The sequence below is a fragment of the Candidatus Latescibacter sp. genome (assembly GCA_030692375.1).
In the GTDB taxonomy this organism is placed as follows: Bacteria; Latescibacterota; Latescibacteria; order Latescibacterales; family Latescibacteraceae; genus JAUYCD01.
This window is the reverse complement of the sequence record JAUYCD010000086.1, coordinates 20,156-42,734: the sequence shown is the minus strand read 5'-3', so window position 1 is coordinate 42,734 and position 22,579 is coordinate 20,156. Positions and strand designations below refer to the sequence as shown.

Annotated in this window: 22 protein-coding genes; 18 read left to right on the top strand and 4 right to left on the bottom strand. The window is 49.0% G+C overall.

Annotation, left to right across the window (positions count from 1 at the left end):
- Window positions 1-448 precede the first annotated feature (448 nt).
- Together Q8O92_05565 and Q8O92_05560 are read left to right on the top strand one after the other, a co-directional pair.
- Window positions 449-1,759, top strand: coding sequence for a hypothetical protein (locus tag Q8O92_05565; GenBank protein MDP2982779.1), 1,311 nt, complete (start codon window positions 449-451; stop codon window positions 1,757-1,759).
- A 272-nt stretch (window positions 1,760-2,031) separates the two neighbouring features.
- A complete protein-coding gene (locus tag Q8O92_05560; protein ID MDP2982778.1) occupies window positions 2,032-2,424 on the top strand; it encodes a GxxExxY protein in 393 nt (130 codons plus the stop codon).
- Window positions 2,425-2,494: 70 nt separating this feature from the next.
- Here the strand turns inward: Q8O92_05560 and Q8O92_05555 are convergent, their stop codons facing one another.
- Window positions 2,495-3,577 carry a PKD domain-containing protein gene (locus Q8O92_05555; protein ID MDP2982777.1) on the bottom strand — a complete coding sequence of 361 codons (1,083 nt, stop codon included), beginning with the start codon at window positions 3,575-3,577 and terminating at the stop codon, window positions 2,495-2,497.
- 291 nt (window positions 3,578-3,868) lie between these two features.
- Between Q8O92_05555 and Q8O92_05550 the strand changes: the two genes are divergently transcribed.
- The 7 genes from Q8O92_05550 (at window position 3,869) to Q8O92_05520 (ending at window position 11,712) form a co-directional block, all read left to right on the top strand.
- Window positions 3,869-5,140 carry a serine/threonine protein kinase gene (locus Q8O92_05550; protein MDP2982776.1) on the top strand — a complete coding sequence of 424 codons (1,272 nt, stop codon included), beginning with the start codon at window positions 3,869-3,871 and terminating at the stop codon, window positions 5,138-5,140.
- Window positions 5,141-5,371: 231 nt separating this feature from the next.
- Complete coding sequence (locus Q8O92_05545; GenBank protein MDP2982775.1) at window positions 5,372-6,451, top strand: DUF362 domain-containing protein; 1,080 nt, start codon at window positions 5,372-5,374, stop codon at window positions 6,449-6,451.
- 119 nt (window positions 6,452-6,570) lie between these two features.
- The gene (locus Q8O92_05540; protein MDP2982774.1) at window positions 6,571-7,731 is read left to right on the top strand and encodes a 4Fe-4S dicluster domain-containing protein; all 1,161 of its coding nucleotides are present in this window, start codon (window positions 6,571-6,573) and stop codon (window positions 7,729-7,731) included.
- Window positions 7,728-8,810, top strand: coding sequence for an RnfABCDGE type electron transport complex subunit D (locus tag Q8O92_05535; protein ID MDP2982773.1), 1,083 nt, complete (start codon window positions 7,728-7,730; stop codon window positions 8,808-8,810). Before Q8O92_05540 ends, Q8O92_05535 begins: the two co-directional genes overlap by 4 nt.
- On the top strand, window positions 8,807-10,498 hold the full coding sequence (locus tag Q8O92_05530; GenBank protein MDP2982772.1) for an FMN-binding protein: 1,692 nt from the start codon (window positions 8,807-8,809) through the stop codon (window positions 10,496-10,498). The genes Q8O92_05535 and Q8O92_05530 overlap by 4 nt, the downstream gene beginning before the upstream one ends.
- A gap of 12 nt (window positions 10,499-10,510) precedes the next feature.
- Window positions 10,511-11,116 (top strand): electron transport complex subunit RsxE, encoded by a 606-nt coding sequence (gene rsxE / locus Q8O92_05525; GenBank protein MDP2982771.1) that lies wholly within the window; start codon window positions 10,511-10,513, stop codon window positions 11,114-11,116.
- A 2-nt stretch (window positions 11,117-11,118) separates the two neighbouring features.
- Window positions 11,119-11,712, top strand: a complete 594-nt coding sequence (locus tag Q8O92_05520; protein ID MDP2982770.1) for an Rnf-Nqr domain containing protein — start codon at window positions 11,119-11,121, stop codon at window positions 11,710-11,712.
- On the opposite strand, the gene Q8O92_05515 is transcribed toward Q8O92_05520, so the two are convergent.
- Window positions 11,702-11,881 (bottom strand): hypothetical protein, encoded by a 180-nt coding sequence (locus Q8O92_05515; GenBank protein MDP2982769.1) that lies wholly within the window; start codon window positions 11,879-11,881, stop codon window positions 11,702-11,704. The genes Q8O92_05520 and Q8O92_05515 overlap by 11 nt on opposite strands.
- On the opposite strand from Q8O92_05515, the gene Q8O92_05510 reads away from it, so the two are divergent.
- The 9 genes from Q8O92_05510 to Q8O92_05470 all read left to right on the top strand — a co-directional run bounded on the left by Q8O92_05510 (window position 11,810) and on the right by Q8O92_05470 (window position 18,691).
- Complete coding sequence (locus tag Q8O92_05510; GenBank protein ID MDP2982768.1) at window positions 11,810-12,709, top strand: NAD(P)H-dependent oxidoreductase subunit E; 900 nt, start codon at window positions 11,810-11,812, stop codon at window positions 12,707-12,709. The two genes, Q8O92_05515 and Q8O92_05510, sit on opposite strands and share 72 nt — an antisense overlap.
- On the top strand, window positions 12,690-13,073 hold the full coding sequence (locus Q8O92_05505) for a (2Fe-2S) ferredoxin domain-containing protein (protein MDP2982767.1): 384 nt from the start codon (window positions 12,690-12,692) through the stop codon (window positions 13,071-13,073). The genes Q8O92_05510 and Q8O92_05505 overlap by 20 nt, the downstream gene beginning before the upstream one ends.
- Before the next feature lie 91 nt (window positions 13,074-13,164).
- Window positions 13,165-14,979, top strand: coding sequence for an NADH-quinone oxidoreductase subunit NuoF (locus tag Q8O92_05500; GenBank protein MDP2982766.1), 1,815 nt, complete (start codon window positions 13,165-13,167; stop codon window positions 14,977-14,979).
- An 87-nt stretch (window positions 14,980-15,066) separates the two neighbouring features.
- On the top strand, window positions 15,067-15,429 hold the full coding sequence (locus Q8O92_05495) for a hypothetical protein (GenBank protein MDP2982765.1): 363 nt from the start codon (window positions 15,067-15,069) through the stop codon (window positions 15,427-15,429).
- A gap of 66 nt (window positions 15,430-15,495) precedes the next feature.
- Window positions 15,496-16,359: a CBS domain-containing protein gene (locus tag Q8O92_05490; protein ID MDP2982764.1), complete on the top strand. Its 864-nt coding sequence runs from the start codon at window positions 15,496-15,498 to the stop codon at window positions 16,357-16,359.
- A gap of 2 nt (window positions 16,360-16,361) precedes the next feature.
- Window positions 16,362-16,724 (top strand): serine kinase, encoded by a 363-nt coding sequence (locus Q8O92_05485; protein MDP2982763.1) that lies wholly within the window; start codon window positions 16,362-16,364, stop codon window positions 16,722-16,724.
- Window positions 16,708-17,409: a PHP domain-containing protein gene (locus Q8O92_05480; protein ID MDP2982762.1), complete on the top strand. Its 702-nt coding sequence runs from the start codon at window positions 16,708-16,710 to the stop codon at window positions 17,407-17,409. Before Q8O92_05485 ends, Q8O92_05480 begins: the two co-directional genes overlap by 17 nt.
- Before the next feature lie 29 nt (window positions 17,410-17,438).
- Entirely contained in the window at window positions 17,439-17,885 is a 447-nt protein-coding gene (locus tag Q8O92_05475; GenBank protein ID MDP2982761.1) for an ATP-binding protein, read from the top strand.
- Window positions 17,886-18,130: 245 nt separating this feature from the next.
- Entirely contained in the window at window positions 18,131-18,691 is a 561-nt protein-coding gene (locus tag Q8O92_05470; GenBank protein MDP2982760.1) for a 2Fe-2S iron-sulfur cluster-binding protein, read from the top strand.
- 774 nt (window positions 18,692-19,465) lie between these two features.
- Here the strand turns inward: Q8O92_05470 and Q8O92_05465 are convergent.
- Both Q8O92_05465 and Q8O92_05460 read right to left on the bottom strand, forming a co-directional pair.
- The gene (locus tag Q8O92_05465; protein ID MDP2982759.1) at window positions 19,466-21,235 is read right to left on the bottom strand and encodes a T9SS type A sorting domain-containing protein; all 1,770 of its coding nucleotides are present in this window, start codon (window positions 21,233-21,235) and stop codon (window positions 19,466-19,468) included.
- A 188-nt stretch (window positions 21,236-21,423) separates the two neighbouring features.
- Window positions 21,424-22,512, bottom strand: coding sequence for a hypothetical protein (locus Q8O92_05460; protein ID MDP2982758.1), 1,089 nt, complete (start codon window positions 22,510-22,512; stop codon window positions 21,424-21,426).
- Window positions 22,513-22,579: the final 67 nt, after the last annotated feature.

The window sequence follows — 22,579 nt, the reverse complement described above, 5'->3', positions numbered from 1 at the left end:
CTACAGCCCCCTAAATCCCCCAAAGGGGGACTTAAAAGACTGCAATACAAGGCTTAATTGGTTTTTTTAAAAAAGTTACACCTTCACATTTTCATCTTTACCGCGAAAAGTCCCCCTTCGGGGGATTTAGGGGGCTGCACTTAAAAATTAATAGTATTTGTTTAATAAAGAATTAGAAAAATATCATAGCAAGTTTGTGAATAATCCGGGCTAAATAAAATATAGCAAAATCTGTTCTTAACGGCACTTACTTTATACATCTTTAGTATTTTTAAAATTATATCGTGAGGACTGCTTGTAATATCCGTTTCGTTTTTGTATACTTTTCTCAGAGAGCGCACGAAGAAAAGGCAGGAGCAGTGCTCTCATTTCAGAGATGCCATATTTAACCCTATAGATGCCGCATACTTTCACGGCCAGACACGATTTACAGCAAGGAGAATCTCTCATGAAAAACGTCCTGAGCGCCCGTATCCCTGTTTTTTGTTTCCTGCTGTCCCTGATTTCCTTTACCGCCTTCAGCCAGTCTTTGGATGTCACAAAGTTGAAGAAAATACAACTGAAGAAATATATTGCAGGCGGTCTCATCTGGAAAGGCCAAAGCACCCAGAATACCAACTGGAATAAAATCTGCGAGAGTCCCGACGGCTGTATATGGTTTACCGGCGGCGACCACTGGGGTTCGGACGATTTCAGCCGCGCCGACCGCTACGACCGTCCCTGGGGATTCGGCAATACTGCAATATGTTATTATGATCCTAAAAAAGACAAATCTTTTGTCGAGTTCGAGTTGGACAAAGCCAGCGCCCTCTTTTCCAACGCTGAAACTCCCGGTTACGGGAAAATCCATTCCAACATCCAGGCCGATTCCAAAGGCAACCTGTATATGGCAGGATACCTGGGAAGCTCCTACAACCATGAATACACCCAGGCAAATTTTCCGAAAAGCTTCCAGGGCGGAGCGCTTATCCGGTACACTCCCTCCACCGGCCACGTGGAGTACTTCGGCATCCCATGCCCGAACGGCGCAGTGGTGGCTCTCTACTACGACGAGAAGCATAATTTCGTGAACGGCCTCACGGTGAATCGCGCAACATTCTGGCGTGTCAACCTGACCACCCGGGAGCTCTTCCAGTATGAAGCGAACGGCCGGATGACCCGTGTGGTTGACCGGGTGCGCGAAATGGCAATGGACCACAACGGCAACTGCTGGTTTAACAATGATTTCGGCGGCCTCACCAAGTTTGACGCCGAACACGATACCTTCACCGACATCGATATCAAACTTCCCGGGACGCTCATGGATTTCCGGGCCTCGGTCATGTCCTCGAAGAATGTGCTCTACGGCATCTCCACCGACGGCTTTGTTTGGGGCTTCGATACGGTGAGCGGCAAACTGACCGATTACGGCCATGTGATCGGCCTGCCGAAACAGCCGGACTACACTCCGAACATCGCCCTGGATGAAGAATGGGGCAGGCTCTACTTCCTGGCCGGGAATCACGGCGGCCCGGTGTATGAAAGGGCGCTGGAAACCCTCACCATCCTTGACCTTAAGACGAAAAAATATTACTGGATCGGTCAAGTGGAGGGAGTGGAAGGCTGCTTCGGAGCGGTGGCGGCGCGCGACCACAAGGTTTATTTCAACTGTTTCGGTTATATGGGCGACAAGAGCAAGGAAAACCTCGACCAGAGGGGCAGAGAAATCATCCGGCCATTCCTTGTCCGGTACGATCCGCCGAAAAACCTGGGCCTCTGAGAATTTCCTGAACATTTGATTGATATCTGATAGTGAGGAAAGACTGTCTGAACCGGTGATGCGCGTGATGATACTGATAAAATCTGATGAAAATATTTGCTTATGAGCTTTCTTTGTGTATTGTTCCAGTCAATATGCCTATCGCGGCTTTTGTTAGAATCATCCGCGGCATTTTTTTTATCATCTTTTATCACAACAATCACACGCATCACTGGTTCAGACAATTTTTTACAGTATCATTAACTCAGAAAACCTTCCCGGCAGGCTTTGTTATGAATTCCAATTCCATCAAACCCGAATACAAACACTCCGATATCACTTCCCGTATAATCGGCTGCGCAATGGAAGTACACACTATCCTCGGTAACGGATTCCAGGAAGTGATTTACCAACGGTGTCTGGCTTTGGAAATGCAAGGGCAGGGCTTGGAGTTTATCAGGGAACAGGAAATCCCGCTTTTCTATAAAGGAATAAACGTCGGAACCCGTCGGGTTGATTTTCTCGTTCAGGATACGATTATGGTCGAGATAAAAGCGCTGACACAACTTGAAGATGTCCATATCTCCCAATGTCTGAACTATCTGGAAGCCTATAACCTGGATATAGGGCTGCTCCTTAATTTCGGAAGCCGTAAACTCGAATTCCGCCGACTCACCCGCCATTAATCTTTTTGTCTTTTATCATCTTTTATCACAACAATCACGCGCATCACTGGTTCAGACAAGTGCTGTCTTTTCACTTCACCATAACATCCCAGTATTTGGCGGTGCGGGATTTCCCAGCCGGTCCTTCTACCTCCAGAACGACCACGTAATAAACTCCCGGTTTTTTATACGCATGAACCGGGTTCTGCTCGTTCGATGTCTCGCCGTCGCCAAACTCCCATTTCCAGCCCGTGATCTTGCCGTGGGATTCATCCTTGAATTCTATCATTCTCCGGTCCATATCCACGACCCTGAATGACCACCGGGCCTCGATGGGCTTCTGGAGCCGCTCTTCAAGGGGCATAAGGCGGAATGAACAGAGATAGGAGGCGTCGCTCACCATCTTGACATTGTGGGCGAGATTGTAGTGCCCGTTCCGTTTGCCGCCGTCGAAATCGAGAATCGACCACGAAAGCCCAATGCGGGAATTCTCCCTGAGCTGGGATACAACCGCATGCCCGGGGCCGTCATAGGGGGCGTAATCGAAGGGTGTTATGTAAGATTCCAGGACTAGATGGCCGCTCTCGCCGGGTTTGAAATTGTACTTGAAGGCGTAATTGGCCCAGGGAAATTCCGCGATCCAGGGCTGGCATCCCCACACCAGACACCAGCAGTTGTTTACCGGAGGAGTGAATATGTGGTAGTTCTGGGCCTGCACCCCGCTGAATGCGAGATGATTCTCGATGGGGTCCTTGATCTGGGGATTAGTAATGAACGGGCCGCCGGAAAGGTCGCCGTCCACCGCGATTTCAAAGATGTCGTTCAGGTATCCCCTCGGATTGAAACGCCCGAAATCCCAGTAATCGTCATCCGCTTCGTAGAGGAAATAGAGCCGGTTTTCCCCTTTCACCCAGCCGACCTTGACTTTCACATTGAGGTTTTTGGGATCGATATTGGCGCCGTGGCCGTCCTCGGTATCATTAATCTCTTCGTTTCCATAGGCATAATCGTCCGGAACGATATTCCAGTCATCGGTGTTGCCGTCGATACGGGGTATCTGGTCACGGGGAAACTGGAAGATTTTGAACTCCTTGTCGGGCCTTGAAAGGGAGAAACCTGCAGAGAAACACACAAGAGAAAGAGCCAGAAAAAAGAGAAAGATTCTGGACTGCACGATGAACTCCTTTGATTAATTTTATGATATTTTTTTTTGCTGTATATCTATAATGATGATTGCCTCCAAAATCAAGGTGAAAATGATCCGGGTTTTCGGAAAAGAGAATCTGCTTGTTTAACATAGGCGCCTGAAGTATTTTCACCATGAGCTTTTTGCAAAAGTTTAGTTAGATCCTGAAACAAGTTCAGGATGACATGTGTCATGCCGAACTTGTTTCGGCATCTATTACATAAAAGAAGCACAATAAGATCTGTCTCCATGTATATAACCGAAAATCAGGAAACAGGTATGAAACGGCGTTCTTTTTTTTCCGGAGGCGCAGTTGTCGCTCTGGGAATGCTATCCCCTGCATGCTCATCGCTGAAAAGCGGACGGAAAGCGGCGGCGGCCTCCTCTCCGGGCGCTCCGGGACGCATCATGTTTCTCTCACGGGGCAAAATTGGGATCATCCATGAGGATGGCTCAAACTTGCGCTACCTCGATTTTAAAATACCCGGCCAGAAAAGCTGGGGTTACGGCCCCCTGTTCTCCGATAAACGCCGCATATTCCTGATCAGCTATGAAGAAGGCAAAGCATGGGAAGGGAATGTACGAACGAATCTCTGGATTTATGACCTCCGCGATGAGAGCCTGCGCGAATTGACGATCAAAAACCGTCCTGCCCCGTTCATCGTTCCCAGCGCGCTGCTCCCCGGCGACGAGAGGATGGTAACCGGACCCATTATCGACGGCGAACAGCGGGTGATGATCATGAACCTGGACGGCTCCGACCAGAGACCGGTCACCCGCGCCGGAGAGGGATTCACCTACTGCGTCACCCTCAGCCCGGACGCCAAACTCCTGGCCTTCCATTCCACCGGAAAGATACCGTACAGGATCATCGTATCCGACCTCGACGGCTCACACAAGACCGTGATTGCCCAACACCCGGAGCACCTGTATTTCGGCCCGGCATGGTCACCGGACGGCACATGGCTGCTCTATCAGGATTGCCATCTCCTCAATGATAAAAATGAAATTCTCGATCCCGGCCATGACTGGTCGGATCTCTGTATCGGGAGGCCGTACGGCCCCAAGGGACCCGAGCACCGGGTGATCACCAACGGACAAAGCTGCTGGTTCGCCGCCTCGTACGGCAACCCCAAAATCCCCGAAACAGTGAGTTCGGGTTCGAATCTGCCTGTCTGGTCGCCGGATGGTTCCAAGGTCACCTATATCCGTCGCATGGAAGGCGCCCGTCCCCCCTGGAAGTGGTCCACCGACCGGCCGGACAAGGATCATTTCAACCGGGACTATCTCCCGGAACAGTCCAGAGGGGGAACGTACATCTGCCTTCTCGATCCCTTTTCCGGCAGTATCACCAGGCTGACCCGGCCTGAGCAGCACTCCTGGGACTGCTATCCCGCATGGTCGCCGGACGGAAAAGAAATGGCTTTCAGCCGGGCGAGAGACGGCGAGGCGCCCGGAATATGGATCATGGATTCAGACGGCGGAAATCAGCGCTTTCTCACCCGTGGGGAAGAAGACCGGGGAGCAAGGTATCCGAGATATATTCCTTGACCTCACCCGGCCTTCGGCCACCCTCTCCTAATTAGGAGAGGGTAAGAGCCGGGCGCATAATGAGTTACCCCCTCTCCTGACTAGGAGAGGGGGACAGGGAGTGAGGTAAAGAAACACCAGAAAATAGTGTACAACTGACTTTTTACCTGATCATCATACAATAAGGATAAAAAGTTTTGTTACGTAAATAATCGAAGCCTCAATACTGAAAGGTAAAAGGTACACGATTCAATGAAAAGAAGAGATTTTCTAACCAGGGGGGCGGCAGGCGCACTGGCTCTGGGAACGGCCGGGTGCGCTTCCCAACTCCCCAAAACCCGGAGCGCGGGAAATTTGGGGAAAACGGCAGCCGGCCTGGGGGAAAGCCGGGTCAACCTTATCTCCGGGAACGACCGCCGGAAGATGATACAGGAAGCGCTCGAACCATTCCGGGAGCAGATCCTTCAATCGATAGAAGGAAAGCAGGTATTCATCAAGGTGAATTGTGTCTGGCAGGACACACCTCTTATCGCCACACATCCGGATGCGATACGGGGGCTTTTGGATTTTCTCAAGCCGATCTATAACCGTCCCGTTCTCATCGGCGAATCTTCCGCATCGGACAGGGGAATGCTGACCCTTTTTAAAGAGTATGGATATACTCCCCTGGCAAATGAATACACTATTAAATTTCTCGATTTGAGCGAGCAGCCGACAACGCCCTGCTGGATACTCGACAAAAACCTCTATCCCACTCCGATACGGGTTATCGATACCTTCCTCGATCCCAGCAATTATATTTTCTCCCTCACCCGGCTGAAAACCCACAATGTGGTGGTGGCTACCCTGACTCTCAAGAATGTGGTGATGGGCTCGCCCCTGAAAAACACCCGGCTTAAAATCCAGGAAAAATCCAAGATGCACGCCAATGGGCAGGGAAACAACTCCCCGAAGATGCTGAATTTCAACCTGTTCATCATGGCGCACCGGGTGCATCCGGATTTCTCTGTCCTCGATGGGGTAGAAGGCTCGCAGGGCAACGGGCCGACCGAAGGGGAACCGGTCGATCACCGTGTGGTTCTTGCCGGGCCGGATTTTGTGGCTGTTGACCGCATCGGCTCGGAGCTCATGGGCATTCCCTGGGAGAATATCGGCTACCTCCAGTACTGCGCCTCCGCCGGTCTGGGGCAGGGGGACCGTTCAAAAATAAATGTGATCGGCGCCGATCCCGGCAGCCATGTTATTAAATACAAGCTGCATAAAAATATAGAATGGCAGCTCAGTTGGAAAAACGATCTGTCACTGGTGGAAAAGGTTAAACCGACATGGTGATTTTCAAAATATTTTTATTGCTTTCCACACAGGTTTGATTTATACTATCCAAATTATAAAAAAAATGTTCCTGGATTCTTGGATTTCATGCAGAACATCATATATAGATACTTTCTACTATGACCTTTTCCGGCGGATACATTTTTAAAAGTTTTGAGGGTGCGGCGGAACCTGTTTTACGAGATTTTCCCATTCCTGAAACAATTTCGCACGATTACCAACCGCTTCCGGGCCATCTGCGGGTGCCCTGGCGCCTGGAGCGGAAAGAGGCGCTGGAGCTTTTCCACAGCTCCGGCTGTGCGGCGCTTTTCCCCGGTCGTTTTGAGACTCTCGAAGACTGCGACCGGATACAAAACATTATTATCGGCGCAGTGCACAATTCCCTCCTGAACCAGGCCTGGAAACCGGAGATTTTTGAAGACCGGGGATTATTTATCGATGGTTTGAAAACTCTTCATATACTCTTTCCCTCCTCACGGATAATCATCGCCATAAATAAACGTAATCGAAGCTGGTTTGAGACTGCGGAAGTGCGGGAACTCGCCGCTGTCCGCATCATGTCCGACCGCTACCCGCAGGAGTTCCCGGCGATCCTCCGCCGCGACCTGCTCAAGGCGCCTGTGGAGAAAGAGGACGAAGCGACTCTGGTTATTCCCTTCCTCGATGTACTCCAGACCTCCGAATCCATGACAAGGGGACGACCGCTCATAGACCGTATCATCCTCGTGGCCGGTCCCGGGGTATCGAGACCGGGGTGGTACCGTATCCGGATCGGCGTCCGCTTTGAGGACATCCGCAAACATCTCCTGAAATCCGAGGAATACGGCCCCTGGCGGATCATCAGGGGCGATGCGCTGACCGGCGTTGTCCCCCAGAGCGACTCCGTGCAGATATCAGACCGTGAAATTACGGTTATCCGGGAACATGCGGTTCGGGATTTTTACCGCTTCCTCAATCCCGGCTTTACCTATGACAGCTACTCGCGGCTGACCTTTCGAAATTACCTGCCGCTTCTCCCCAAGCGAATGGATTCTAGTATTCATGGCGGCGTCCGGCCCTGCGTGCAATGCAATTTCTGCGATGAGGTCTGTCCGGTGAAAATCTACCCGCACCTGATATGGAAACATGTGAAAGCAGGAATGATCGAACAGAGTTTTCGGCTGAAGCCCCAGCTTTGTATCGACTGCCGGTTGTGCGATTATGTGTGTCCCTCCAAAATCAGCCTTTCCAGCTCTGTGCAGGATGCGGTAAAAAAGCGTCGGGAAGGAGGCGCGCAGTGAATACATTAATCGGCCGCTTCCGGGAGCTTATCGAGAGGATAGACCGGGTGTTCGAAAAATCCAGGCTGCATCCGGCCTGGGATACCATGTCCACCTTTTTCTTCTCACCCCGTGCGGTGAACCCGCTCAAAGGTCCTCACATCCGCGACAACACCGATCTAAAGCGCTATATGATCGCGGTGATGCTGGCGGCTTCACCGACCGTGCTCGCCTCCATCTACTTTTTCGGATGGAGGAGCCTTGCGCTGGTCATTTTCTGCTACATTGTCGGCATCTTCATCGAGATGGGATTCGCGGTGGCCAAGAACGAGGAGGTCACCGAAGGAATGTTTGTCACCTGCATCCTTTATCCCATGATCCTTCCCCCGACCATCCCGTTCTGGATGGCGGCGGTGGGGCTGGCGGTGGGGCTGATCCTGGGCAAGGAAGTATTTGGCGGCACAGGCAAAAACATCTTCAATCCGGCCATTGTCGGCCGGGTATTCCTGGCGGCGACCTTTCCCGGGCCGATGTCCTCCTCCTGGGTGGAGCCTTATGGCGGCGCCTGGGGCGGATTTCTCCACTGGGCAAAATCGGGCGATGCGATTACTTCCGCCACACCCCTTATAAATCTCAAGGGCGGTGTATTGACTCCCCTGAAGGATCTCATTATCGGCTCCACCGGCGGGTGCCTGGGGGAGACATCGGGCGCGCTGATCATTCTCTGCGGCATATTCCTGATTGTGACAAGGGTGGCGAACTGGAGGCTGCCTTTGGCCACTATCGTTTCGGCTTTGGCGATGGCGGAAATAATGCACCTGGCCGACCCGGTGAAATTTGCCTCTCCGGTTTTCCACCTTTTCGCCGGCGGCCTTTTGTTCGGCGCCTTCTTTATGGTGACCGATCCGGTGACCAGCCCTTTCACCAACGCCGGTAAATGGATATATGGCCTGGCCATCGGAGCTGTAACCATATTCATCCGGAACCTGTCCGGTTTCCCCGAAGGGGTGATGTTCGCCATCCTGTTTATGAATATATTCGCGGCGCTGATAGACGAGGTTGTCCTGACAGTAAAATACGGCAGGGGAGTCTCATCATGAACATGAACAGCAAGAAATGGATCATGGGCATGCTCCTCATCCTTTCGATTATCTGTTCAGGATTCCTGGCGCTGGTCAATATCAAAACCCTGCCCATCATTCAGAGGAATGAAGAAATAAAGAGGAAGGGCGTTGTTCTCGATGCCTTCCAGATAAAATACAATCCGAAAAACACGGCGGAGATCATCTCCATCTATAAAAACCGGGTGACCGAATCCGAGGAAAAGGGACTCAGGCTCTTCAAAGAAAAAGAGAGCGGGGCAACCGCTGTCTCGCTCAGCGGCAGCGGATTCCAGAGCATCATCACCGTGGTGGTGGCGCTCAATGGGGAAACGATCTCCGGTTTCAAAGTGGTCAGCCAGAATGAAACCCCCGGACTTGGGGCGCGTATGATGGAAAAATCATTTCAGGACTCATTTATCGGGAAAAAAGTATCGGGAGGAATCAAGTGGGTTAAAACCGGCCATTCCGGACCGAGTGAGTTCGATGCCATCACCGGGGCCACCGAAACTTCCAAGGCGCTCACCCGTATTCTCAACCTTGGTTTCTCTTCGTTTTACAATACTGCAGCCGTGCCGGAGATCCCAAAGGGCATGGAAGTTAAAATCATGATGACAGTCCTCAATATGTTCGGGATGAATTATGGTTTGCAAGATAGTGTCGCTATCCGCAAAAACTTTAAGGAAACTATCGCGGAATCGGAAGAAAAGGGAATAAAAACATACCTGGAGAAAAAGAGCGGCGCTGCTGCCATCCTTCTAGCCGGCAGCGGATACCAGAGCACCATAATCGTGGTAGTGGGGCTTAAGAACGATACTATCAGCGGATTCAAGATGGTGAGCCAGAATGAGACATCCGGCCTGGGATCGCAGATCGCTGACAACACCTTTCAGAATCAGTTTATCGGGAAAAAAGTATCCAATGGCATCAAACTTGTGAAAACCGGTCATGCAGGCCCAACCGAGTTTGACGCTGTAAGCCGCGCGACAGTGACTTCAGAGGCGCTGGAAAGGATGCTTAACAATGGTTTCCGTGCGCACTATAACATCCAAACCGAGCAGGTTGCCGCCAAAAGCGTGGAAACCGCCTCAAAGAGCGAGCCGATAGTCTCAAAGAGCGAGGAAGGTGCTTCGAAAAACGAACCGAACTCCTCCAAAAGTGAGGAAAACGCTCCGAAAAGCGGGCAGAATGCTGTAAAAAGCGAGGCGGTTATTTCAAAGAACCGGGAAATCAAACTCATCATGTCAATCCTTGATGTGTTCGGGATACCTTATGCCCCTCAGGACAGCGTCGCCATTCTGAAGAATTACCGGGAGCGCATTAAGGAAACGGAAGAAAAAGGATTACTCATATACCGTGACAACGAGAGCGGCGCTGCGGCATTGTGTCTTTCCGGAAAAGGTTATCAGGATACCATCACTGTGGTGGCGGCGCTGAAAGGGGATACGGTCAGCGGATTCAAAGTGGTAAGCCAGAAAGAAACTCCCGGGTTCGGTGAGCGTATCATGGATGATGCCTTTCAGAAGCAGTTCATCGGGAAAAAGGTGGCGCAGGGCATTACGCTTGTAAAAACCGGAAAAGCTGGGCCAAACGAGTTTGACGCCTTGACTGGTGCAACTGTGACTTCAGAAGCTGTCGTCCGAATACTTAATAACGGTTTTAACGCCTACTTCAGTGCTGTAAAATAAAAGGGTTGATTTATGGGTTTAGGACAATCCAGAGAATTTAAGGTTTTCTTTGAGGGGTTCTGGAAGAATAATGCCCTGTTCGCGATGATGCTGGGCATCTGTTCTTCGCTGGCGGTGACCAACAATGTAAAGAACTCCATCGCCATGGCCCTGGGGGTAATTTTTGTCACCACCTGCTCCTCAACCATAATCAGTATGATCCGCTCCATTATCCCGTCCCGTATCCGCATGGCGGTGTTCATGATGGTCATCTCCACATTCACCATTGTGGTGGATCAGACGCTGAAAGCTTACTATCCGGCCATATCCGCCGCGCTCGGCCCTTATGTGGGGCTGATCATCACCAACTGCATCGTGATGGGCCGCGCAGAAGCCTACGCCATCTCAAATCCGGTGATACCGTCCTTCTTCGACGGCCTCGGGGTTTCCTGCGGGTATTCATTCTCCATACTCGTCATAGGTGTTATCCGTGAGCTTCTGGGGTTTGGGACCTTTCTCGACATAACTGTGCTCGGCTCCTGGTGGACGCCCTGGGTTATCATGGTCATGGCGCCGGGGGCGTTTTTCGTGCTCGGGCTCTACATCTGGCTCCTTCGTACTCTCACCCAGAGGAATTAACTATGGGAATCGATTTCACAAATCTATTCATTATTTTCTTTGCCAGCATCATTACGCAGAACATGATACTCTCTAATTTTCTCGGGCTGTGTCCATTCGTGGCCGTGTCCACGGAGATTCCTACCGCCCTGGGCATGGGCGCTGCTGTGATCTTCGTGATGTTCATGACTATGGCGCTGAACTGGCCTATCAATTTCCTGGTTCTGGTGCCCCTCCACGTGGATTACCTGCAGTTCCTGGTGTATATCATGGTTATCGCGGCGTTTGTGCAGATAGTGGAGCTGTTTATAGACCGTTATTCCCCCGTACTCTACGTTTCCCTGGGAGTTTTCCTCCCCCTTATTACAGTGAACTGCGCCATCCTCGGGGTGCTTCTCATCGCGACTCTCCGCAACTATTCCTTTGTCCAGGGGCTGGTTTACGCATTGGGCAGCGGGATCGGCTGGACCCTGGCCATTGTGGCCATGGCCGGCATCCGTCAGAAGATGGCGTTTTCCGACATCCCCAAAGGTCTCCAGGGACCCGGCATCACCATGATCATTGCCGGTATAATGGCCTTGGCATTCATGGGCTTTTCCGGAGTAGTCAATCTCTAAAGACAAGGATCTTTTTTTTATGGAGTATATAGTACCTATCGTCGTTCTTACCGGTGTCAGCCTCCTCCTGGGCGGCCTGCTCATTCTGGCCGATGTCGTGCTCGCCGATTACGGTGAATGTCTGATTCGCGTTGCCGGGGAAGATGAGTTCACCGTTCGCGGCGGTCAAACGCTTCTCACATCCCTTATTTCACATAATTTTAATATTCCGTCTGCATGCGGCGGAAAAGCAAGCTGCGGCTATTGCAAAGTGAGAGTTATACAGGGTGGAGGTCAAATTCTCCCCACAGAAAAAGGATTTATCACTCCAGAAGAAAGAAAGGTAGGAATAAGGCTTGCATGTCAGGTCAAGGTTAAAAATGACATGGAAATTTCCCTGCCCGACTTTGTCGAAACGGTGAGAAACATCGTTAAAAACCGTCTGTATAATCCGAAACTGAAGTGGAAATTCAGAATGGAACATCTACAGTACGGTGAGGAAAAAAAGAAACCAAAAATAAAAATTGAAACCGATCACAGAGAAAAAATATATAATATAATAGAAGCTCACAGGGATATGCCCGGGTCTACTATTCCTATTCTTCAAAATATTCATACAGTTTTCAATTATTTGCCGGAATATGCGCTGGCAATGGTATCAAAAGAGATGAATATTCCATACAGCACTATCTATCGGGTTTCAACATTCTACAACGCTTTCAGTCTGAAACCCCGGGGCAGGAATATCATCAAGGTTTGCCTGGGAACATCATGCTATGTAAAAGGCGGCGCGGGCCTTCTCCATACCCTTGAAAAAGAGCTGGGTATATCGGTCCACCAGAATACACCGGATTTAAAATATACGCTTGATACGGTTAGTTGTATCGGGTGCTGCGGTCAATCGCCGGTAATATCGATAAACGATGATATTTTTGGATATCTGGATAAGCACAAAGTGATAGATGTTTTACATCACTATCCATCAGATAGGGTTAAAGATGAACAAATTAAAGCCTGAAGATCTTGAAAAAATCAGTCAGCGCATGAAAAAAATAATAAACCTGCGGGAAGGCTCTGGTAAAGCGAAAGTCATCGTTCACATGGGAACATGCGGGATCGCGGCCGGAGCGAGAACCGTCATGAATGCTCTTATGGAAGAGATTGAACGAAGGGATCTGAAGGATATCATCCTGACCATTTCGAGCTGCGCGGGATTTTGCAGCCGCGAGCCGATGATTACGATTGAATTACAAAACGAGCCGCCGGTGAAATATGTCGATGTGACGCCCGAAAAGGCCCGTGAAATATTAGAAAAACATGTTCTTGGCGGGTCGATAGTCAAGGAATACGCATTATCGATCGGGAGCGAAAGAGTATTATAGGCATTTCCTGTGGTTGTGCAAGGAAGAAGCACCCCGAGACGGTTACTCCCTGCATTCCGGCCTGTCAAGGTTGAAATTTGGAGATAGTTGAATGGCATATCGGTCGAATGCGTTGATCTGCACCTGTACGAATTGCATATCCAACGGTGCGTTAAAAATAAAGAATACTCTTGAATATGAGATACAGCGGCAGGGCCTGAATAATGATATTCAGATTGTCCAGACAGGTGCGAGCGGACTTTGTGTCAATGGTCCCGTTTTGATGGTGCAGCCTGATGGAATTTTTTATCAGTTTCTGAAAGTGGAGGATATTCCCAAATTAGTAGAGGAACATTTTCTTAAAGGCAGACCTGTTACTTCAAAAATGTATGTTCCTGCCGGCGAGGAAACACCGATTCCCAAAATAAGAGATATTCCTTTTTTCAAAGACCAGCGGCTGATAGCACTGAAAAACCGCGGCCTGATAGATCCGGAAAATATCGATGAATATATCGCGAATGATGGATATAAGGCGCTGGTAAAGGTTCTGACGAGCATGACTCCTGATCAGGTTATTGAGGAAATCAAAAAGTCAGGCTTACGGGGACGAGGCGGCGCCGGGTTTCCAACGGGCGAGAAATGGAGCATATGCAGGGCGGAAGTTCTGAAGAGAAGGGAGAAGTCGCCCGAAGCCCCCTGTTATGTTATTTGCAATGCCGACGAAGGCGATCCGGGCGCTTTCATGGATCGGAGCATCGTAGAGGCCGATCCTCACGCTATTATCGAGGGAATGTGTATAGGCGCATATGCGATGGGGGCCAGCGAGGGGTATATCTATGTGAGAATCGAGTATCCGCTTGCGATAGAAAGGATTAAGAAAGCGATAAAGCAGGTGCGGGAATACGGCCTGTTGGGCGAGAATATTTTCGATACCGATTTCAGCTTTAACCTCACCATTTTTGAGGGGGCGGGGGCGTTTGTATGCGGAGAAGAGACATCGCTGATCGCTTCGATAGAAGGAAAGACGCCCGAGCCGAGATTGAAACCTCCCTTTCCGGCTCAATCAGGTCTCTGGGGTTTCCCGACCAATATCAATAATGTTGAAACCTGGGCGAATATTCCGATGATCATAAACTGGGGTTCCACATGGTTTGCCGGAATCGGAACCGAAACAAGTCGCGGGACAAAAGTCTTTTCTCTCGCGGGGAATATAAATAATGCCGGCCTGGTTGAAGTTCCCATGGGAATAACCCTGAGAGAAATGGTTTTCGATATCGGCGGCGGTATCCCCGGCAACAAGAAACTCAAGGCTGTGCAGACCGGAGGCCCGTCAGGAGGATTCATCCCCTCGGAACTGCTCGATCTTCCCATCGATTACGAACGGTTGAAAGAGGCTGGCGCGATCATGGGATCCGGCGGCATGGTCGTCATGGATGAAGACACCTGCATCGTCGATATTGCAAAGTACTTTATCGCATTTACCACCGACGAATCATGCGGAAAATGTTCCACATGCCGTGAAGGATCGGCTGCTCTCCTTGGAATTTTGAACAAAATCTGCAGCGGCAAGGGAGAAGAAAGCGATATTCAATTCATGGAAGAACTCTGTCCGGTCATAAAAGATGCATCCATGTGCGGCTTGGGACAGACATTGCCAAATCCCGTGCTCAGTACGTTGAGATTTTTTAAAGATGAATATATGGCGCACATAGTGGAGAAGAAATGCCCTGCGAAGGTATGCACCGCATTGATAACATATCGCATTGATCGTGAAAAATGCAATGGATGTACGGTGTGTGCAAAGAACTGTCCGCAGAACGCAATTTCCGGGGAGAAAAAAGAACCGCACACGATCAATCCCGATTTGTGTACAAAGTGCGGTGTGTGCTTTGAAAAGTGCAAGTTCGAAGCTGTTATAGTTGAGTGAAATACAGAGCGACTAATGTATTGCGATTTTTTTACATGGAAGCCTATGCCCTACTTTTGCCATATTTTTTAAAAAATGGACACAACCATGAAACTCGTCAATATTAAAGAATTATTGGACGCGGAAGTATTGTGTTGTGAAGATATTTTAGATATGGATATCAAAGCGGTGTGCGGATCGGATTTACTGAGCGATGTATTGGCTTATACTGATGTTCATGCTCTTCTATTGACGGGATTGATAAATCTCCAGGTACTTCGGACAGCGGAGCTTGTTGACCTATCGGCTATTTGTTTTGTGAGAGGGAAGAAACCGGATAATTCGTTAATAACGATAGCGGGAAAAATGGACCTTCCGTTGCTTTGCACCAGATATCATATGTATGAAGCCTGTGGTAAGTTATTTTTGGCGGGGCTGGCCTGCGGTGAAAAAGTGACAAGGGAGCAGTAATTGGAAAATACGAAACAGATTTCGAAAATTCAGGAATTCATTTACGAAATAAAAGTCAAAGAAGTGATGACAAAGGATGTTATCGTCGTCGATTCGACCATGAACATGAGTGTTCTGGGAGATATTTTCCTTTCGAAGCGCATTTACGGTATACCGGTAATTGATAATGAGGAAATTGCAGGTATCATCACTATCGGAGACTATATCAAGTGGCTGGTTAACAGGGAAGAAGACTGCTTGATCGAAAAAAAAATGTCAAGAAAGGTGAAAACTGTCTTTGACTATTCACCGCTTGTAGAAGCATTGAGAAATTTCGAGAGCTACAGGTTCACCTGCTTCCCGGTAATCGACAAAAATCACAAACTGGTCGGCATTGTAACAAAAGGCGATATTATCAGATGTGTTTTAAAGAAAATGGAAGCAAAGTATTCGGATGAGGACATTCATACTTACAGGGCGAGTCATATCTTCGAAGATATCATTGCCGAAAAACTAACTTTGAACTTCCATTACACGATTAAATGCAAAGATTTTCAACAGGCAGGCGATTGCGCTACCAATATGAAAAAGACTCTGAAACGTCTCGGATTCCATTCCCAGGTGGTTCGAAGAGTGGCTATAGCCGTTTACGAAGCTGAAATGAATATGATCGTTTTTGCGGATGAGGGAGAAATCTTTGCAGAGGTTAATCCGAGTAAAATAAAAATCTATGCCCGGGATAGAGGCCCCGGGATCGAGGATATTGAGAAGGCAATGCTCCCCGGTTTTTCAACCGCTCCTGAGTGGGTGAGAGAATTGGGATTCGGTGCGGGTATGGGTTTAAATAACATAAAAAAGTGTTCTGATGAATTGAAAATACTGTCCGATGTCGGAAAAGGAACTGAACTGGAATTCGAAATACTTTTTGCTCCTGACTCTGAAAAGGAATAAAAATGAACCTGAAGGAAATAGTCGACTCATTGCATCTCGAAGTGAAATCCGGTGATGACAGGCTGGATACCGCGATAACCGGCGGTTATGTGAGCGATTTGTTGAGCGATGTCCTTGCCCACAGCAGGGAAGGGAATATTTGGATAACCCTGCAGATCCATCAGAATATCGTAGCGGTGGCCGGAACGAAGGAATTATCCGGGATCATCCTGATAAACGGGAGAGTGCCGGAAGAAGATACGCTCCGTAAAGCGGAAGAAGAACATATACCGATCATGGTCAGCAGCATGCCCGCATTCGAGGTGGTCGGTAGATTATACGCTCTGGGGATCTCAAGCACACAAACTGATGGTGAAAAAATATAAGATCGATTTACACATACATACCTGCCTTTCTCCCTGCGCCGATCTCACTATGCTGCCGACTGCAATCATCGATGAAGCGGCGAAGCGCGGACTGGACTGTATCGGAATATGTGACCACAACTCGTCAGAAAATGTCGCCGCGGTAATAAGAGCCGGAGAAAGAGCCGGCGTGCATGTGCTGGGTGGAATGGAGATAACGACCCGGGAAGAAGTACACATCCTGTCGTTATTTGGAGAAGACGGCGCTTTACACAGAATGCAGGAACTGGTGTATCGGAACCTGCCCGGAAAGAATGATGAAACAAGGTTTGGGGAACAGTTGATCGTTGATGAATATGACCGCATAGTCGGCTCCTCAGGCAGGCTGCTGATCGGAGCAACGAATCTATCATTGGAGGAAACGGTTCAGGCAATCCTGGATAATGGAGGAATCGCCGTTGCCTCACATATCGACCGTGAGCAGTTCAGTATTCTCGGACAGCTTGGATTTATCCCGGAACATTTGCCGCTCCATGCCCTTGAGCTCTCGCCGAGGGCCGACGCTCTTAAAAAGGATTCGTTCAAAAACCTCGGCTATCCGCTCGTTACTTTTTCCGATGCCCATTATTTGACGGAAATCGGCAAGACTTCAACGACCGTTTTTGCCCGTGAACTGTCCTTTTCTGCGCTGAAAACAGCGCTGTGATGACGCCATGAAAGGCAGCTTGTGATGTAATGCAGGATATATCGTTACATATACTTGATATTGTTGAAAATGCAATACGGGCTGATGCCAGAACCGTCCACATCGAGATCGGTGAATATCCGGATGAAGACCGGTTGAGGGTCTGCATAAGAGATGATGGATCGGGTATGGACAGTGAAACGGCGGGAAAGGCTCTGGATCCTTTCTTTACTACGAAAACGGGGAAAAGAGTCGGATTAGGGCTTTCACTGCTTCAACAGGCGGCTGAGCAAACCGGCGGGACCTTGACGATTGATTCAAAAGAGGGGGAAGGCACCTGTATTACCGCCGTTTTTGTTCTCAGCCATCCGGATATGAAACCGTTGGGAAATATTTTTGAGACAATGGCGGCATTGATAGCCGGATATCCGTCTCTCCGGTTTATTTACGATTATAAAAAAGGAGATGATGTTTTTCATTTCGATTCTTCGAAGTAGAGGTTAAACAAATGGTTATTAATTCAAACCGCTTTTTAACTCACCCCATAATCCCCTCTCTTGCAAGCAATAGAGGGGAAGACCCAGATATGCATGATAAATAATGGGTTATGAAAGATAAAAGGGTTTTCCCCTCGCCCGTTTACGGGAGAGGGGACATGGGGTGAGGGTTCTTTATTTGCTCCATTTCTTACCTTTGCTGAGTCAAATAGATAAGCGATTTATAACTATTAGGAATGCATTGTATGATTACGTGTACGATAAATGATAAGGTGCTACAGGCTGAAGAAGGAAAAACCATCCTTGAGGTCGCTCGGGATGAGGGCATCCACATACCGACGTTATGCTACCATAAAGATCTGACGCCTTACGGGGCATGCCGGTTATGTGTGGTTGAAATAGTGGGCGGATCACGGCCGGGCATTCAAGTATCATGCCTCTATAAAGTCACTGAGGGTTTGATAGTCAAGACCGATACCGAAAGGGTGGTGCAGGCCCGAAAGATTATCATTGAACTCCTGATGGCCCGCTGCTCCGACTCCGATAAAATAAATAAACTGGCGGATGAATACGGGGTAACAAACGTACGAATTCATCATGAAGATCAGTCCAAGTGCATTCTGTGCGGGCAATGTGTCCGCGTGTGTGCAGAAGTTGTCGGGATGAGCGCGATAAGTTTTTCCAACAGAGGGATCAGGAGAAGAGTCCAGACACCTTTTGACAAAATCTCGGAAACCTGTATTGGATGCGGCGCCTGTGCGTATCTTTGCCCGACACGGGTCATACACATTGAGGAATCGTCTTAAAGTTAATGTAAGTCCATGAGAATCGACGGCCTTGCTACACGTACATGTTCAACAAGCGTATGGTCGACGACAGAATTTACTTGATATCCCCCTTCCGCGAATTCTTCATCTATGCAATAAAAACCCCCCTGCACGTGCGGTATGTGCAAAACCGCATTTACTGCGACAAGTTCAACTCTCCAGCTTTGTTTCAAACCAAATCCCCTGCGCCTCGCCTGACCTTCATGAGTAATTTATCTGTTAAACTAACCCGAATTATGCATGAGAACAGGATTTTAGTCTCTGTGAGCGTAAAACACAGCCCCCTAACCCTCAGTCCCTTTCCCCCGAAGGGGGCAAGGGAAGTCGTTGCTCCATAGTCTCTTCCTGCCCCCTTCAGGGGGAAGGATGTCCGAAGGACAGAAAGGGGGGCTGCGTCAAACAATCTCGACTTTTGCAAAAGGCTCGATTGTAAAAAAAAGGTCCTGTTAACCCGAATTATTTATAAACTTACATAAGTATTATCTCAACTTATTTTTAAACAAATAGTTATGCCTACTTTTTAATGGCAGCCCCCTAAATCCCCCAAAGGGGGACTTAACATGGTAAAGATAGTAACATGTAAGTGCAACATAATTTTAAAATAACTGTTACGTTTTGTATTTCAGCCTTTTAAGTCCCCCTTTGGGGGATTTAGGGGGCTGTAGTCTTGACGCTTAAAGAAAGAAAATCCTTTTTTATGAATAATCCGGGTTAATAACAGGACCTTTGATTTTTTCCGATGGATGACCGAGATTACTTGAGGAGAGTCATCTTCATGGTTTTGGAAGCATCCTTTGTTTTTACCGTATAGAAATACATTCCTGCAGAATGCCTCATGGCGTTCCAGGTGACTGAATGGCCCCCGGCCTCCATATACGTGTTGACTACGGTATCTACTTTCTGACCGCTCACATTAAATACTTCCACCGTCACATTCCCGGCTTTTGGAATGATAAAACTGATCGTGGTAGTCGGATTGAAAGGGTTGGGAGTATTCTGCGATAATGCAAAAGCTGACGGCGCGGTTTCCTGCACCCCCACATTGTTGGAGATCATACCCTTAATGGAATCTTGCGCTATATACCACAAACCACCTCGCAGAGTGATGTCACCGGTTGAATAGTTATCCGTATACAGGCCGTCAAAAGGCGAATTGTAATCAGCATGTATGTTCCATCTTCCCTGATCAATGCCTGTGGCAGTCTCCCCGGCATAGGCATAGTACCCGATACCGGTGCCGTCAGGGCCCAGGAGTCCGAAGGATATCGCACCGAGATCATAGGTCCCTCCTACGCCGAACAGATTGGAGTCGGCAGAGAAATGCCTAACTTCGGGTTGAACGATGTAGTCATGGCAAACCCATTTTCTCACGGCATCCGGCTGATAATTCTTGTCGAATATACCGTCGCCGTTCTCGTTGGACCAGACGAAGAAATCACCCGCGTTTTCCGCCGCCGGATCGACCATCGTCTTCATACAGGAGCAATGGCAGTTCAGGAATATGTACCCGTTACGCATCTCAAATCCATTCGGACCGCCGTTCATCTGGCCGCCGGCTTTTTTACCTTCGACGCTGGTCCAGAAGGAGGTCATATTAACTTTCTTGATGATGGAGCCGTCGGTGGCGTCGATGGAGATGAAATCGGACAGCGCCACGCCGCTGTAGTCGTGATACGACTGGTCAATCGTGTAGACTATGTCGCCGTCAGTGATGCAGCCGGGATCGACATCAAATCCACTGGCCCAGGATGTCATGCCGTTAACACCCCAGGTGGTCACATACTGTGATTCGCCATTGGGCACCCACTGCATCTTCCGCACTCCCTTGACATTATTTGCGCGTGGGCTGCCGACTTCAACATAGAAATAGTTGAAGTTATTGGGCTGGAGAGCGATGACGTTACCCCTGGACCACCCGGTGCCCAGGGACATGGTGGTGGTCTCTACAAATAAACTGTCAAACGGGTTGTTGCCGATTGTCCATTTAATTCGTCCGCCCGGCGAGAAAAAAAGCGGATTGGCCAGCCCCTTGCCGTCCGGGCCTATTTCCTGGATTTTAGCCTGGGTGCCGCCACTACTGGAAGGGATATTAATAAATTTGCAGACCGGCTCCCTGGCACTCTTATTATTATATCCCCAAAGGTAGTATGTATAATCACCGGCTGGGACAATATTGCCGTCTTTGCCCTTCCCGTCCCAGTAAATAATGTTATTCTTCCCCGTTTCATAATTGGCCAACTTGGAGAAATACACCGAGGTGTCCACCTTGTTCATGTAGTGCCATCCCAGGAATCCATTCCTGATTTTGCTGACCGAAGCAGCTTTACCGGTGGTATACACGCAGAGAATAACCCCGGCCGGCGTTCCGGTGACATCAAACGGAATACCCAGTCTTTTGCCGTCAAATTGATAGGATATTTTCGCCGGAGCGCTCAACTTGAGGGGCGTAGGCTGAAAATTGGCCGCATAGGCAACCGATACCAGGAAGAACAGTGAGGTGCACATCAAAAGTACTTTTCGCATATTCCCTCCTACGAGTGGATCATTAAAAAGCCAAACACCAGTCAACTCTATTACCTGTTTAAATCCCTGAACCTCCTTTCGCGGACTATTTGTGGAATGTATTGATAAACCCGGATTATGTAAAATATACCTGTTACAAAATACTATCCAAAGGTTTCTTATTACAGATTTCATCCATCAGATTTCTTTTACAGTTTAAAAAAGATATTCCTCCGGAAAAGCCATAGGCATACCAGCCACTCCACGAGAAGACGGAAAACACTTTTAGCGGGTTCGATCCAGACACCTATGTACCCTGCCACCGGCCCGAGGAGAATCCCCCCCGTGTTAAGAAGCCACCTTGAGAAAAAACCGTCGAGCATGTATATGAAAATGGAGTTCATCCCGATAACGATGAAAAGGAAGCTCCATTTCTTATAATTCCTGACATCGATGAGATAGTAAAATCCGAGAAGAAGAAGTGTAGCCAGGCCGCAGGTGAAGATAGCGTAAGAGCTGGTATTCATCCGATGCGATAACGGCATGAAAGGGCTGAGCAAAAGACCAATAATGACTCCGATAATTCCCAGGATAACCAGGGTTTTCATGAATTGTCGATTATTGATACGATTGAGGAGAAGCTTCCCGATGATGGATCCGTATACCACAGGGGCGACGTTGGTGATTATTGGGTACAGATACCCCCAGCGGCCGGCCTTTCCGATGACAGTTTCATCGATATGGTAGACTAGATTCTTGAAGACCTCGTAACTGTTGCGCCCGACATCGTATACAGGGATGATGAAAATAAAAAACCAGTAGATGAAAAGGAGCGCCCCGAAAACGGCAAACTGCGACCTTATGCTCAATCCGAGGAAAAAGAAGGCGCCGAAATAGGAAAGGGCCAGGACCTGGAGCACTCCGGCTCCCCATTGCGGTTTTCCGCTGCTGAGCCAGGAGAGGAGGAATCCCAGGGCAAAGAGAGCGACGCTTCTTTTGAAAGCGTGGAGAAGTCGTTGACGGGAACTGTCCCCGCACTGTCGGCGTTTTTGGTCGGAAATGGCCATAGACACGCCGATGATGAACAAAAAAGTAGGAAGAATGAGATCCTCGAAATGGAATCCCACCCAGGGAACATGAGTAAGCTGCGTGTAGAAAAATCCGAGGACCGGGTAGTCGGACAGTTTTGCCAGGCCAAGGGTTCCCATAAGCATTGAGAGCATGATGAAACCCCTGAAGGCATCGATCGAAACGATACGCTGGGTGAGACCGTGAGAAGGTGCAGAGGTGTTATCCATACTTGGCTCACATGGTCGGTGTGTGAAAAAGAGAGGTAAGAGAGCTCACAAAGTACACAAAGTCAAT

Bases quoted from the DNA above. Each gene is read 5' to 3' on its own strand.
- Q8O92_05460 (MDP2982758.1), bottom strand. From the start codon at position 22,512: ATGGATAACACCTCTGCACCTTCTCACGGTCTCACCCAGCGTATCGTT.
- Q8O92_05565 (MDP2982779.1), top strand. From the start codon at position 449: ATGAAAAACGTCCTGAGCGCCCGTATCCCTGTTTTTTGTTTCCTGCTG.
- Q8O92_05530 (MDP2982772.1), top strand. From the start codon at position 8,807: ATGAACATGAACAGCAAGAAATGGATCATGGGCATGCTCCTCATCCTT.
- Q8O92_05465 (MDP2982759.1), bottom strand. From the start codon at position 21,235: ATGCGAAAAGTACTTTTGATGTGCACCTCACTGTTCTTCCTGGTATCG.
- Q8O92_05520 (MDP2982770.1), top strand. From the start codon at position 11,119: ATGGGAATCGATTTCACAAATCTATTCATTATTTTCTTTGCCAGCATC.
- Q8O92_05545 (MDP2982775.1), top strand. From the start codon at position 5,372: ATGAAAAGAAGAGATTTTCTAACCAGGGGGGCGGCAGGCGCACTGGCT.
- Q8O92_05560 (MDP2982778.1), top strand. From the start codon at position 2,032: ATGAATTCCAATTCCATCAAACCCGAATACAAACACTCCGATATCACT.
- Q8O92_05540 (MDP2982774.1), top strand. From the start codon at position 6,571: ATGACCTTTTCCGGCGGATACATTTTTAAAAGTTTTGAGGGTGCGGCG.
- Q8O92_05490 (MDP2982764.1), top strand. From the start codon at position 15,496: ATGACAAAGGATGTTATCGTCGTCGATTCGACCATGAACATGAGTGTT.
- Q8O92_05470 (MDP2982760.1), top strand. From the start codon at position 18,131: ATGATTACGTGTACGATAAATGATAAGGTGCTACAGGCTGAAGAAGGA.
- Q8O92_05505 (MDP2982767.1), top strand. From the start codon at position 12,690: ATGAACAAATTAAAGCCTGAAGATCTTGAAAAAATCAGTCAGCGCATG.
- rsxE (MDP2982771.1), top strand. From the start codon at position 10,511: ATGGGTTTAGGACAATCCAGAGAATTTAAGGTTTTCTTTGAGGGGTTC.
- Q8O92_05495 (MDP2982765.1), top strand. From the start codon at position 15,067: ATGAAACTCGTCAATATTAAAGAATTATTGGACGCGGAAGTATTGTGT.
- Q8O92_05480 (MDP2982762.1), top strand. From the start codon at position 16,708: ATGGTGAAAAAATATAAGATCGATTTACACATACATACCTGCCTTTCT.
- Q8O92_05475 (MDP2982761.1), top strand. From the start codon at position 17,439: ATGCAGGATATATCGTTACATATACTTGATATTGTTGAAAATGCAATA.
- Q8O92_05485 (MDP2982763.1), top strand. From the start codon at position 16,362: ATGAACCTGAAGGAAATAGTCGACTCATTGCATCTCGAAGTGAAATCC.
- Q8O92_05500 (MDP2982766.1), top strand. From the start codon at position 13,165: ATGGCATATCGGTCGAATGCGTTGATCTGCACCTGTACGAATTGCATA.
- Q8O92_05550 (MDP2982776.1), top strand. From the start codon at position 3,869: ATGAAACGGCGTTCTTTTTTTTCCGGAGGCGCAGTTGTCGCTCTGGGA.